The sequence below is a fragment of the Subtercola boreus genome (genome assembly GCF_003399625.1).
GTDB lineage: Bacteria > Actinomycetota > Actinomycetes > Actinomycetales > Microbacteriaceae > Subtercola > Subtercola boreus_C.
On record NZ_NBXA01000023.1, the window covers coordinates 226,283 to 239,182 of the forward strand.

Sequence of the window (12,900 nt, forward strand, 5' to 3'; positions counted from 1 at the left end):
CATGAGCCTCAGCGCGTTCGACCTCTTCTCCATCGGTATCGGTCCGTCGAGTTCGCACACCGTCGGCCCGATGCGCGCGGCGTACCTGTTCGTGTCGGCGCTGCAACAGGATGACCGGCTCTCCTCTGTGGCACGGGTGAAGGTCGAGCTCTTCGGTTCCCTCGGGGCGACCGGCCACGGGCACGGCACCATCAAGGCGGTCATGCTCGGGCTCTCGGGCGAACAGCCTCACCTCGTCGATCCGCTCACCGCAGACGTGAAGGTCGAGCGCCAATCGGCGGGCGGCACGCTCGAGCTCGCGGGCGGGCATCCGGTGCCCTTCGACTGGCGGAAGGACATCGTGATGCACCGCCGGGAACGCCTCGCCTTCCACAGCAACGGCATGCGGTTCGCCGCGTTCGACGAAGCAGGCGACGTGCTCGAAGCGCGCGAGTACTTCTCGGTCGGCGGCGGCTTCGTGCTCGACCAGGACGAAGCGGGCCGCACCATGCTGGTGCACGACGCGACGCCCGTGCCGTACCCCTTCACCAGCGGCGCCCAGCTGGTGGACCTCTGCGAGAGGACAGGACTCCGGGTGAGCGATCTCGTGCTGGCGAACGAGCTCGCCTGGCGGAGTGAAGCGGATGTCCGCGCGGGCCTCCTCCACCTCTGGGAGGTCATGCAGCAGACCATCGAGCGGGGCTGCGCGGCCACCGGGACGCTGCCCGGCGGGCTGAAGGTCAGGCGCCGCGCCGCCGCCCAGCTGGCCCAGTTGGAGCAGAACCCCGCTCCGGACGATCCGCTCCGCGCGATGGAGTGGGTCACCCTCTTCGCCCTCGCCGTGAACGAGGAGAACGCGGCCGGCGGGCGCATCGTCACGGCACCGACGAACGGAGCCGCCGGAATCATCCCCGCCGTGCTCGCCTACTTCACCCGTTTCGTGCCCGGAGCCGGCGACGACGACGTGGTGCGGTTCCTTCTCGCAGCGACGGCGGTCGGCATCCTCTTCAAGGAGAACGCATCGATCTCGGGAGCGGAGGTCGGTTGCCAGGGTGAGGTCGGCTCGGCGTGCTCCATGGCCGCCGCCGGTCTCGCCGAAGTGCTCGGCGGTTCGGCCAGACAGGTGGAGATGGCGGCGGAGATCGGGATCGAACACAACCTCGGCCTGACCTGCGATCCCGTCGGCGGGCTCGTGCAGATCCCCTGCATCGAACGGAATGCGGTGGGTGCGGTGAAGGCGATCACGGCGGCCCGGATGGCGGTGCGGAGCGATGGCGAGCACCATGTCTCCCTCGACGCCGCGATCAAGACCATGCGGGAGACCGGGGCGGATATGAAGGACAAGTACAAGGAGACGTCGCGGGGTGGCCTGGCGCTGAACGTGGTCGAGTGCTGAACAGGCTGGCGAGCTTAGATCCGATCCACGGATCGCACAAGTCCCCGGCGGGCCGCAGAACCCCACACCGCCGACCGCGTATTTTTAAGCTATGACCGACAAGACACAACCGGAACCCGACGCCGATCACGACGCCGAGACCGAGGGGGACACCGCGTCGGGTGGAGCTCCGTCGGATCCCGATCCGCAGAGTCTCTAGGCGCGCCGCGCGTTGGGCATTCTGCTCTATGGCAACCCGAGCATCGAGATCAGCTTCGATGACCGGGCTCTCCAGCATCTCCAGATCGTGATCACGGCCAAACTGCGTCGCCGCGAGAGCTTCGTCTTCTCCTGGAACGACTCAGCCGACGTCGGGAGCGGCCGAAGCTCGATCTGGCTCGACCCGTCGAGCACCCTCTACTACCGGTATTTCGGCTCCCGCATCCCGGCGATCAATCGCGAATGGATCGACGTGCTGATGGAGTCCGCGAACAGCGGCAGCGGGCTCTTCTTCCTCCCGGAGCCGGGCACCGGTGCCCACAATTCTGCGACCGCCCGATCGAGAGGCTGACCCGGATGACCGCCTCCGCACCCTGGCTTTCGCCCCTCAGCCAGCCGCAGTACCTGATCACGCTGTACTTCCTCGTCGTGGCAGGGCTGGCACTGCTCGCGGGGTTCGCCCGGAGCGTGGCGACGCGCTCGGAGGTCGGATCGCGTTTCCGACCGGCCGTGGTGGCGAGGCTCGTCGTCACGGGCGTGGCGTCCGTGTCGTACGTCTTCCTCGTGATGGCCTTCCTCTCGGGCTACAGCCTGGTCGGGGGTGAGTACGTTCCGACCGACGGTGCCGTGCTCGTGTTCGCACTGAGGTACATGGACTGGTCGGTCACGGTGCCCATGCTGGCCCTCGAACTCCTCGCTGTCTGCACCGTCGTCGGCTCGGGTCTTCGCCGCACCCAGGTGCTCGCAGCGGCGAGCGCATTCGCGATGATCTTCTGCGGCTTCCTCGGCGCGATCGTGATCGATGAGGGCCAGAGCCAGGCCCAGCTGCTGATCTGGGGCGGGATCAGCTGTGTGTTCTGGATCGTCACCAACGTTGTGCTCATCCAGAGCGTCCGTCGTTCCCTTCCCACCCTGACCCCGCAGGCCGCTTCGTGGATGCGATCGGCCACCATCCTGATGCTCTCGGGGTGGGTCGTCTATCCCCTCGTCTACCTGATCCAGGTGTTCGGTTCGGGTGGCGGCTGGGCGACCACGATGCAGGTGTCGCTCTGTGTCGCCGATGTGCTGGTGAAGATCGGCTTCGGCACGCTCATCCACCGGGTGGCGAAACTGCGCACCGCAGAGGATGTGCGGGCCGGGGACGACGTGCATCCGGAGTCCATCTGGATCTCGTCGGTCAAACAGTCGGACGCGGGCCAGCCGAGCGAGGTGTATCTCGCGGAGGGCGCTTCCGTGCACCAGAGGCATGCCCGCCCGCCGATGTCGTCTGCGGTGCCGGTGGAGCGGAGCGCCTCCGACGACGAGGAGCTGTGAGCTCACAGGACTTCCGGCGTTCGCCCGGGCTGTTACCGTGAACCATGCCTGAAGCGCCACCGCCCCGAACGTCCGCGTCGCCTGAAACGGCTGCCACGCCTGCCACGCCTGCCCCCGAGCGGCCTCTGGTCGGCGTCATCGGAGGTTCCGGTCTCTACAGCCTGTTCGACGAATCGGCGGCCGGAACCGAGACCCTCGTGGTGCCGACGCCCTACGGCGAGACGTCGAGCCCCATCACGGTCGGGCGGATCGGCGGCCGCACGGTCGCGTTCCTGACCCGGCACGGCGCCGACCATTCCGTCCCGCCGCACCAGATCAACTACCGGGCCAACATCTGGGCGCTGAAGTCCCTCGGGGTCCGGGCGATCGTCTCATCCGCTGCGGTCGGCGGCGTGAGCCCGGAGGTGCCGCCCGGAACCCTCGTGCTCACCGACCAGTTCATCGACCGCACCTGGGGCCGGCCAGACACGTTCTTCGACCGGGGCAGCGTGCAGCACCTCGCCGCGGCCGATCCGTTCTGCCCGGCCCTCCACAGCCTGGCCGCGAGCGCCCTCACCGGTGCGGGAGAGGTCTTCTCGTCCACAGGCACGGTCGTCGTCATCCAGGGCCCCCGGTTCTCGACCCGCGCTGAGTCGGTCTGGTTCCGGGCCGCGGGTGCCCACACCGTGAACATGACCCTGGTGCCTGAGGTGACGCTCGCCGCCGAACTGAACATCGGGACGGTCAACCTCTCGTTCGTGACCGACGCTGACGCGGGCCTGGCCCCGAGCGCAGCGCCAGGCACAGCGGCAGGCACAGCGGCAGGCGAGGCAACCGACGCAGCCTCCGGCTCAGAGCCCGACTCGGTGAGCGCCGACCTCGTCTTCCGTCGGCTCCGGGATGCCCAGCCGCGCATCATACGGGCGATCGAGGCCATCGTCGCCGCCATCCCCGCGGGCTACGAGCCCCGCGAGCTGATCGCTGCCGATGAGGTCGCGCGGGTCATGGCCTACGCGGTTGCGGAGAACGGCGGCACCCATGCCTGACTTGGCTCTGCCTGACACTTCCGTGCCTGACCCGGCCGGGCTGCTGCTCGTCACCGGCGGTGCCGGCTTCATCGGATCGGCCATCGTGCGCGAGGCTCTCGGCCTCGGGTGGCGGGTGCGTGTGCTCGACTCGCTCCGCGCCGATGTGCACGCCGTGCGGCCCTCGGACGAGACGACACCGGTCATCGATGGTGTCTCCCTCGATGATTCGAGGGTCGAGTTCCAGCTCGGCGATGTCACCGACCCGGAGGCCGTCGCTGCCGCGCTCGACGGCGTGAGCGTCGTCTGCCACCAGGCGGCGAAGGTCGGTCTCGGAGTCGACTTCCTCGATGCCCCCGACTATGTGGCGAGCAACGAACTCGGCACCGCGGTTCTGCTCGCCGGGATGACACGGGCCGGCATCGGCCGGCTCGTGATGGCCTCGTCGATGGTGGTCTACGGCGAGGGCAGCTACCGCCGGGCATCCGGAGCCGACGGGCAGGCCGGCGGGCAGACCAGCGAAGAGGTCGACCCCGGCGCCGGCCCGGAGACCGACGTTCACGCCGGCGCCGCCATCCGCCCGCCAGCGCGGTTGCAGAGCGACCTGGAGGCCGGGCGCTTCGACCCCCTCGACCCGATGACCGGGCTGCCCCTCATTCCGGCGCTCATCTCGGAGGACGACCCCCTCGACCCCCGCAACGTCTACGCGTCGAGCAAACTCTCCCAGGAGTACCTCGCGGCCTCCTGGGCGCGTTCGACCGGCGGCCGGGCCATCGCCCTCCGGTACCACAACGTCTACGGCCCCGGAATGCCGCAGAACACGCCCTACGCGGGGGTGGCATCCCTCTTCCGCTCGGCCATCGAACGCGGCGAAGCACCGCGCGTCTTCGAGGACGGCCGGCAACGGCGCGACTTCGTTCACGTGGCCGACGTGGCCCGCGCGAACCTCCGGGCGGTGGAAAGCACGGCGGTCGACAGCACGGCGGCGGACAGCACTGCGGTCGACAGCACGGCGGTCGACAGCACGGCGGCGGGCGTCGGCTCGAGCTTCCGTGCCTTCAACGTGGGCAGCGGTACCGTGCACACCATCGGCGATCTCGCCGAGGCTCTCAGCCGCTGGTCTGGTGGGCTCGAGCCCGTCGTGACCGGGGAGTTCCGGCTCGGCGACGTGCGTCACATCACAGCCTCGAGCGAACGCCTCCGCGCAGAACTCGGCTGGCAGCCGTCGGTGTCGTTCGACGAGGGAGTGCGCGAGTTCGCGTCCGCACCCCTCCGCGCGGCCGTGCAGTCGTCGTGAGCGGCTCCGGAACCGGCAACCCCAGCGACCCCGGCAGCCCCAGCGACCCCGCCGCCTTCCTGGAGGATGCCGCACCCCCAGAGGATGCCGCACCCCTTGAGGATGCCGCACCCCTGGGGGATGCCGCACCCCCGCGAGACGCCCCACCGCTCGTCGACGTCGTCCTCCCCTGCCTCAACGAGGCCGAAGCACTGCCCTGGGTGATCGGCCGACTGCCGGTCGGCTACCGCGCGATCGTCGTCGACAACGGGTCGACGGATGATTCGGCCGCAGTGGCCCGCGCGCACGGCGCCACCGTCGTGACCGAGTCGAGGCGCGGCTTCGGTGCGGCCGCGCACGCGGGCCTCCTTGCGGCGACGGCGGAGACGGTCGCGTTCTGCGACGCGGACGCCTCGATGGATCCGTCGGAACTCCCCCGCATGGTCGCCCTCCTCGCGCCTGCTGCCCGCGATCCCGCAGCCACTCCCGCTGGCGCACGCCTGGTGCTCGGCCGCCGCCGCCCGACCGTCCGCGGATCCTGGCCCCTGCACGCCCGGCTCGCGAACCGGGCCCTCTCCCTCCTCATCCGACTCCGTTCCGGCGTGGTGCTGCACGACCTCGGGCCGATGCGCGTCGCCCGCCGGGCCGACCTCCTCGCCCTCGGCCTGCTCGACCGCCGGAGCGGCTATCCGCTCGAAATGGTGCTCCGCACGAACGAAAGAGGGTGGAGCATCGTCGAGACCGACACCGCGTACTCCCCGCGCGTCGGTCGCTCCAAGGTCACCGGCACCGTGCGGGGAACCATCGGAGCGATCCGCGACATGTCCCGACTGCTCTCTGCTGTCAAGAACGGAGCTGTCAAGAACGGCGCTGCGAAGAACGGCGCTGCGAAGAACGGCGACTGACCACCTCGGCTGAACCTTCCCACACGCACGGCGTGCTGAACCTGACCGCCGGCTGTACGAACCATCCATCCGGGCCACTGCTCCGAACCACTCCCGCACAAAAACAGCACGCAACACGAACACAGCAGCAAAGCCAACACAGCAACCACACCAGCACAACAAGCAACACAGCAGCAACACCGTGCAGCATATGTCGCAGTCACACGCAGCCAAGAGGGAGTTCCGGTGCTCACAGTCATCGTCATCGCAAAAGAGTGTGTTCCCGGGCGGGTGAAGACCCGGCTGACCCCCGACCTCACCTTCGGTCAGGCAGCGGCCGTGGCATCCGCGAGTCTCGCCGACACCCTCGACGTCGTACGGGGGCTTCCCGCCGAACGCCGTATCCTCGCGTTCGATGGCGACCCGGCGAATGCCCCCGTCGAAGCTGCGGGTTTCGAGCTGATTCCACAGGCCGAGGGCGGTCTGGATGCCCGGCTGGCCGACATCTTCTCGAAGTGTGAGGGGCCCACCCTGCTGGTCGGCATGGACACGCCCCAGCTCCTCCGCAGCCACCTCGAGCCCGTGCTCAGCTGGCCGCAGGGAGTGGACTCGGAGCTCCCCGATGCCTGGCTCGGGCTCTCCACCGACGGCGGGTTCTGGGCGCTGGCCATGGCCAACCCCGATGGCAGCGTCATCGAAGGCGTCCCCATGTCCCAGGACGACACCGGCAGCATCCAGCTCGATCGACTCCACCAGGCCGGCCTCACCGTGGGTCTGCTCGCGAGCCTGACCGACGTCGACACGGCGCAGGATGCCGCGCTCGTGGCCTCCCTCGCACCGGATGGCCGCTTCGCCGCGGCCTGGCGGGCAGCCGCGTCGGAGAACACAGCACCTACCCACACAGCACCTACCCACACAGCACCCACCCACACGGCACGCGACCTCGCGGGAGCACGCGCATGACGCCCACCTTCGGTGCCGGCGGCGGCGAACCGTACGCCCGCGCCCTGCAGAACGACGGCCAGTTGTTACTCGTACCCGTCGGTGCGCCCGACTCACGGTCGCTGGTCATGGATGTCGCCCGCTGGAGTTCCGCAGCCGACGCCACAGACATGAGCCTCATCGAGGAGGGGACCGGACCCCTGCTCGACATCGGCTGCGGACCGGGCCGGATGGTCAGGGCAGCCCTCACCGCGGGATACAGCGCCCTCGGTATCGACGTCTCTCGAGCGGCTGTCGGCGTCGCCCTCGCCGCGGGCGTGCCGGTGCTCGAGGCGTCGGTCTTCGACCGGCTCCCGCTGGAGGGCGAATGGATGACCCTGCTGCTGGTCGACGGCAACATCGGTATCGGCGGCGATCCGACGGCCCTGCTCGAACGGTGCGCCGAACTCCTGTCGCCCACCGGATGCGTGCTCGTCGAAGTGCAGCGCGACGCGATGCTCGACCGCACCTACGACTGCACCGTCGTGGGTGACGACGGGTGCGCGAGCGCTTCGTTCCCGTGGGCCGAGATCGGCAGTTCCGCCCTCGCGGCCCGTGCCGCAGAGGTCGGTCTCACCCTGGTGCAGACCTGGACCCGTGACGGGCGGTCGTTCTGTCGCCTCGAGCGCCAGAACTGACTGCGGGCATTGTTGGTGCGGTCAGCGCTTCCCGCAGCAATACTGGGCATTCGCGAGGAATCTCCGGTAAAAACACCGCAGTGACCAGCGACGCGGGTTCGGATACGGCAACATAGGGTGACGATCGCTGATTGAAGGGCACCCGGCCGCTAATGAGACTGACACTTTCTTCGACAGCGCTGTTCGGAGCAGCACTGTGAGCCCCCGAGACATGCAGGTGCGCCACGGCCGTCAGCAGGCGAGGCGTCCGGCAGGCGTGCTGTTCCGCATCGTGCTGGCCGTCGTCGCGGTGCTGGCCGTCAGTTCCACCTCGGTGGCCGCCATCGCTGTGGCTCAGACTGTCGGACGCGCGCAGCCGGGCATCCAACTCCAGACTGCGACGGGCGCGAACGCACCCGAGGTCGCCGTCGGGGCCGCGGAGGGCAGTGTCAACCTGCTGCTCGTCGGCACCGACACCCGCACCGACCAGGGCGCCGGCTTCGAGGACTCTGCCAACCAGGACGCCAGCTCCGGTGCCGGCAACAACGACGTCACGATACTCCTGCACATCTCGGCCGACCACAAGAGCGCCGCCGTCATCAGCTTTCCCCGCGACCTCGTGGGCCCGGTTCCCGCCTGCCCCGACCCCGACGGATCGGGCACCATCGACGCCACCGACGCCGCGATCTTCAACTCCACCCTGTCGCGCGGTGGAATCTCCTGCACTGTGCTCACCGTCGAGGCCCTGACCGGACTGACGATCCCCTACGCCGCCGAGATCAGCTTCTCCGGCGTCTCGGCGATGTCCACCGCCGTCGGCGGAGTCACCGTCTGCCTCGCCTCCCCTGTCGTCGACTCCTTCACCGGCCTCGACCTCCAGGCCGGCAACCAGAACCTGATCGGCGATGAGGCCCTCGCCTTCGTGCGTACCCGCCACGGTGTCGCCGACGGCAGCGACCTCGGCCGCATCAGCAACCAGCAGGTCTTCCTCTCCGCGCTCATGCGCAAGGTCACCAGTGCCGGCGTGCTCGCCAACCCGGTGACGCTCTACCAGCTTGCGAACGCGGCGCTCGCGAACATGAACCTCTCGACGAGCCTCAAAAACGTCAACTCGATTGTCTCGATCGCTCTCGCCCTGAAGGACGTCGACCTCAAGCAGCTCGTCTTCGTGCAGTATCCGGTCGTCGCCGACCCCGACGACCCGAACCGTGTGGTCGCCGACGAGACGGCCGCAGGGGTGCTGAATGCCGCGCTGGTGAACAACCAGCCGATCTCCCTCACCGGAGGAACGGGCGAGGCCGCGACCAGCGACCCCAACGCCACTCCGAGCGACACGGCAGCACCGAGCGATACACCGGTGCCCACCGACGGTGCGACGGCCGCCCCCGCGCCGACCTCCACCGATGTGGCCCTGCCCTCGAACGTGACCGGCCAGACAGCAGCCGACGAGACCTGCACCGTCGGCAACTAGCTGAAGCGCCGAGCGCCGCTCTGTAGGGCGCAGCTCTGCCGGGCGCCGCTCTGCCGGCAGTGACCTATCGGACGACGTTCCGGCGCCCGGCGACCCGCAGGTACACCACGCACACCCCCGCCGTCAGCACGGCGAGGCCGAGCCACATGAAGCCCAGCCGGGCTGCATAGTCGAACGGCAGCACCGTGTCGTTCGCGATCGGCAACGTCTTCGCGTAGATCTCGGGCACCACGAGCAGCATCAGCAGGCATCCGGTGACGATTCCGCCCTGGATGATCATCAGTACCACCTTCGACACCCGTCGACCGGCGTGCCGGGCCACCACGCCGATGAGGAACACGATCGGCGACAGGATCGCATCGTGCAGGATGATCGCCCCGAGCATCCACGCGGCCACGCGGAGGATCGCCGGCAGGTCCTGCTTCGAGACCAGGACGACCGCGCCGAGCACCAGGCCGAGCACGCCCACACCGATCAGGATCGTGCGGGTCAGCCGCATCGTGCGGGCACTCATTCCGGGCCCACTCAGCTCACGTCCGCTCACGACAGCACCTCCAGCTTGCTCAGCCATTTCGTCTGCAGCACCCCGGGGCGCCCGGGCGCGATCATCCGCGCCGGATAGCCGTGGTCGATGTCGAGCGTCTCGCCATTGAGCGTGAGCGCTACGAGGGTGTTGTCGTCGCCCACGTACTCCGAGCCCATCTGGGTGACCCGGTAGCCACCCTCCTTCTCGAGGCTCGTGATGCGGAGGGCCGCGCCCTGGCCCGCGTCGACCCGCCTGACGAGTTCATTCAGCCGCACGCCCGTCCAGGTGGCCATCTGGCTCCATCCCTCGACACAGGCGATCGGCAGGTCGACGGTGGTCTGCGGCATGGCGAGCAGCTCGGCACGGCTGAACGACAGAGTGCGCGACCCGTTGCCGAGGGTGAGCGCCCAGTCCGGCGCCATCGCCGTCTCGGTGACCTGCGCGGCGACGGCAGTCCGGTTGACGGGAACCGCCTGCGGCCCGATCCCCTTCACACGGGGCGCGAACAGGTTGAACGGTCGCAGCAGCGCGAAGGACTGCCCGGCCGTGAGCACGACGACCGCGGCAACACCGACACCGACGGTGACCAGGAAGCCCCGCCGACTCGTGGATGTAGCGGTGCCAGGCTGCTCGGCGGGCGCGGCGTCGATCCAGCGGAACAGCCGCCCCGTCAGACCGGAGACCTGCCGCGCGCCCGGCACCTTCTGAAGCGGCGCCGGCAGCACATCCACGAGCGGAGCGTTGATCTCCGCGCGCTCCTCGTCGTCGAAGGCGAGCGCGGGGCCGTAGCCGTCGCGCTTCCGCCAGTACTTCGCGATGATCGGCAGTTTGACGCCGATGTGGATGGCGAGCGATCCGATGATCACGAACGACAGCGCGAAGTGCACCTCGCGGAAGCCGAATGGCCACGGGTAGAACTGATAGGTGTTCAGCAGTCCGATGGTGATCTCGACCAGCGACGCCCCCACGAAGACGGCGATGGATGCACGGGCGAGCAGACTGCCGATGCCGGTGATCGGCGGGGTTTCGAACAGATTCGGGAACACGGTGTAGAGCTTTGCCAGAATCAGCGGGAAGCAGGCGATCCCGGCGGTGATGTGGATGCCCTGCGTGAACTGGTAGAGATTGCCCGGGAAGGTCGGGAAGTGCATCCAGGGCAGCGGTTCCTGCAGGAAGTGGCTGTAGAGCCCCGTGCCGAAGCAGACCAGGAAGGCCAGGCCGAGCAGGCGGCCGATGACAACCGCGAGCCGCGGATTGCGGGTGGGCGCGGCGACGGCGTGCTGGAGGGTGAGAAGCAGTCGGCGCATGGTCTCTCTTCGGAGCGGGACACCGAAGTGGTGGCTCTGGCCCCATGATAGGCCTTGTGCGTATTCTGCTGACCGCCATCACCCTCGCTGCGATGGCCGCGCTCGCCGTGTTCTCGATCACCGCGGTCGGCTTCTTCGACCCCTCGGATGCCGGGGGCATCTTCTGGTGCACAGCAGGCCTCTGGGCGCTCTACGCCCTGGCGCTCTGGTCGGTCAGGACGGTCCCTTCGAGGGCCGCGATCGTGCTCGTGATCGCCGGATCGGCTCTGCTCGGCGGCAGCGCGCTCGCCGGCCCGCCGAACACCAGCACCGACTCCGCCCGCTACGCCTGGGACGGCATCGTTCAGCTCGGCGGCGTGTCCCCCTATACCCACGTGCCGGCCGACGACGCTCTGGCCGAGTTCCGCACCGACTGGCTGTTCCCGTCAACGGTGCTCGACGCCGACGGGCGCCCGCAGTGTGAGGGGCCGCGCGTGGGGCGCACGCTGAGCATCCCGTCCTTCGTCGTGACCTGCACGACCATCAACCGGCCGCAGGTCAACACGATCTATCCGCCGGCCGCCGAGCTGTATTTCGCCGGCGTCAGGGCCACCGTTCCGGCGAGCGTCGGTTACATACCGTTCCAGGTCGCCGGCGCCCTCATCCTCGTCGGCGTGAGCATCGCGCTGGTTCTCGCCCTTCGCCGACGGGGTATCGACCCGCGCTGGGCCGCCGTCTGGGCCTGGAGCCCCTTCGTCGCCACCGAGGCTGTGACGAATTCGCACGTCGATTCCCTCGCGGCGCTGCTGCTCCTCATCGCCACGCTCCTCCTCTCCCGGGCGGGCACCGGCGTCAGGCGGGTCGATGTCCAGCGCAGCGTTCTCGGCGGGATCAGCCTCGGCGTGGCCATCGCCGTGAAGCTCGTGCCGGTGATCGGCGTTCCCGCGATCCTCCGGCGGCATCCGTTCAGTGTCTCGATCTCCGCCGTACTCACCTTCGCCGCCCTCTACGTGCCCTACATCCTGTCGACCGGCATTGCGGTGATCGGCTTCCTGCCCGGCTACCTCAGCGAGGAGGGCTACGACGACGGCAGCCGGTTCGCCCTGTTGTCGATCGTCGCCCCCGGTCTCGGCGCGTTGGTGCTGGCGGCGATCCTGCTGCTCGTGACGGCCCTTCTCGTCTTCCGTTTCACCGACCAGGACAGTCCATGGTTCGGCCAGGTCGTCATGATCGGGGTGACCATGCTCGTCGTCACACCGAGCTACTCCTGGTACGCCCTGTTGATGGTGCCGTTCGTCGCACTCTCAAGGCGCTGGGAATGGATGCTCGTTCCCCTCGCCCTCACCGTGCAGCTGCTGGTACCGACGCTGGCTGTGGCACGGATCTCGTTCGCGGTCGCCATCGTGGGCATCCTGATGGTGACGATGCTGAGACGGCGCGCCGGCGGCGTCGGCGGCACCCCCCGACCGATGGTGAACCTGAGCGTAACCTGAGAACGAAAATCCATACCCATCCGATTTGCGGGGGGTGGCGAACTCATAGCGTCAGGCAATCACCGACACAAACGGGTTTCGACTCCGTCAGTTCTTGTCCCGGCAGACGTACGGCTCCGGCCACACGTGAACCGGTACATCAACTCGTTTGACGTACCCGAAACCCACTCACAGAAAAGGATTTCCATCATGCGCAACTTCAAGAAGGTCTCGATCGCCATCGCCGCTTCGGGGCTGCTCGCTTTCTCGCTCGCCGCCTGCTCCACGTCGTCCACCACGTCTTCTTCGCCCTCCGCTTCGGCGTCGGCTTCGACCAACGGAACACCGATCGCGACGATCCCCTCCCTCTCGGGCAAGGACACGGCCGTCACGGTCGACGCTGGCTTCCTCGCAGCACTGAAGAGCCTCGGCCTCACCCCCGGCGTGCTCGGCACCGCGACCCTCTCCACTGCCGGCGTGCTCGACTTCCCGATCA

Annotated in this window: 12 protein-coding genes and 1 pseudogene; 11 read left to right on the forward strand and 2 right to left on the reverse strand. The window is 68.6% G+C overall.

Annotated elements, in window-relative coordinates:
* Position 1 precedes the first annotated feature (1 nt).
* From B7R21_RS13075 to B7R21_RS13115, 9 genes are all read left to right on the forward strand, one after another.
* Positions 2-1,375 carry an L-serine ammonia-lyase gene (locus B7R21_RS13075; protein WP_116283680.1) on the forward strand — a complete coding sequence of 458 codons (1,374 nt, stop codon included), beginning with the start codon at positions 2-4 and terminating at the stop codon, positions 1,373-1,375.
* 211 nt (positions 1,376-1,586) lie between these two features.
* Positions 1,587-1,925, forward strand: coding sequence for a DUF7882 family protein (locus B7R21_RS13080; RefSeq protein ID WP_172592167.1), 339 nt, complete (start codon positions 1,587-1,589; stop codon positions 1,923-1,925).
* Between the two features lie 5 nt (positions 1,926-1,930).
* Complete coding sequence (locus tag B7R21_RS13085) at positions 1,931-2,887, forward strand: bacteriorhodopsin (protein ID WP_172592168.1); 957 nt, start codon at positions 1,931-1,933, stop codon at positions 2,885-2,887.
* Between the two features lie 44 nt (positions 2,888-2,931).
* Complete coding sequence (locus tag B7R21_RS13090; RefSeq protein ID WP_116283682.1) at positions 2,932-3,912, forward strand: MTAP family purine nucleoside phosphorylase; 981 nt, start codon at positions 2,932-2,934, stop codon at positions 3,910-3,912.
* Between the two features lie 22 nt (positions 3,913-3,934).
* Complete coding sequence (locus B7R21_RS13095; RefSeq protein ID WP_253259802.1) at positions 3,935-5,188, forward strand: NAD-dependent epimerase/dehydratase family protein; 1,254 nt, start codon at positions 3,935-3,937, stop codon at positions 5,186-5,188.
* Positions 5,185-6,072, forward strand: a complete 888-nt coding sequence (locus tag B7R21_RS13100) for a glycosyltransferase family 2 protein (RefSeq protein WP_367379406.1) — start codon at positions 5,185-5,187, stop codon at positions 6,070-6,072. The genes B7R21_RS13095 and B7R21_RS13100 overlap by 4 nt, the downstream gene beginning before the upstream one ends.
* Positions 6,073-6,297: 225 nt before the next feature.
* Positions 6,298-7,014, forward strand: coding sequence for a TIGR04282 family arsenosugar biosynthesis glycosyltransferase (locus B7R21_RS13105; RefSeq protein WP_116283684.1), 717 nt, complete (start codon positions 6,298-6,300; stop codon positions 7,012-7,014).
* Positions 7,011-7,670 (forward strand): class I SAM-dependent methyltransferase, encoded by a 660-nt coding sequence (locus B7R21_RS13110; protein WP_116283685.1) that lies wholly within the window; start codon positions 7,011-7,013, stop codon positions 7,668-7,670. The genes B7R21_RS13105 and B7R21_RS13110 overlap by 4 nt, the downstream gene beginning before the upstream one ends.
* A gap of 196 nt (positions 7,671-7,866) precedes the next feature.
* On the forward strand, positions 7,867-9,120 hold the full coding sequence (locus B7R21_RS13115) for an LCP family glycopolymer transferase (protein WP_253259803.1): 1,254 nt from the start codon (positions 7,867-7,869) through the stop codon (positions 9,118-9,120).
* 64 nt (positions 9,121-9,184) lie between these two features.
* Here B7R21_RS13115 and B7R21_RS13120 read toward each other — a convergent pair whose 3' ends face one another.
* Together B7R21_RS13120 and B7R21_RS13125 are read right to left on the reverse strand one after the other, a co-directional pair.
* The gene (locus tag B7R21_RS13120; protein ID WP_147305887.1) at positions 9,185-9,664 is read right to left on the reverse strand and encodes a hypothetical protein; all 480 of its coding nucleotides are present in this window, start codon (positions 9,662-9,664) and stop codon (positions 9,185-9,187) included.
* Positions 9,661-10,953: a molybdopterin-dependent oxidoreductase gene (locus B7R21_RS13125; RefSeq protein WP_116283688.1), complete on the reverse strand. Its 1,293-nt coding sequence runs from the start codon at positions 10,951-10,953 to the stop codon at positions 9,661-9,663. Before B7R21_RS13125 ends, B7R21_RS13120 begins: the two co-directional genes overlap by 4 nt.
* Before the next feature lie 56 nt (positions 10,954-11,009).
* Here B7R21_RS13125 and B7R21_RS13130 point away from each other — a divergent pair, with 56 nt between their 5' ends.
* Positions 11,010-12,425, forward strand: coding sequence for a glycosyltransferase 87 family protein (locus tag B7R21_RS13130; RefSeq protein ID WP_172592169.1), 1,416 nt, complete (start codon positions 11,010-11,012; stop codon positions 12,423-12,425).
* A 189-nt stretch (positions 12,426-12,614) separates the two neighbouring features.
* Positions 12,615-12,900: pseudogene (locus B7R21_RS13135) on the forward strand (hypothetical protein); the annotation flags it as partial.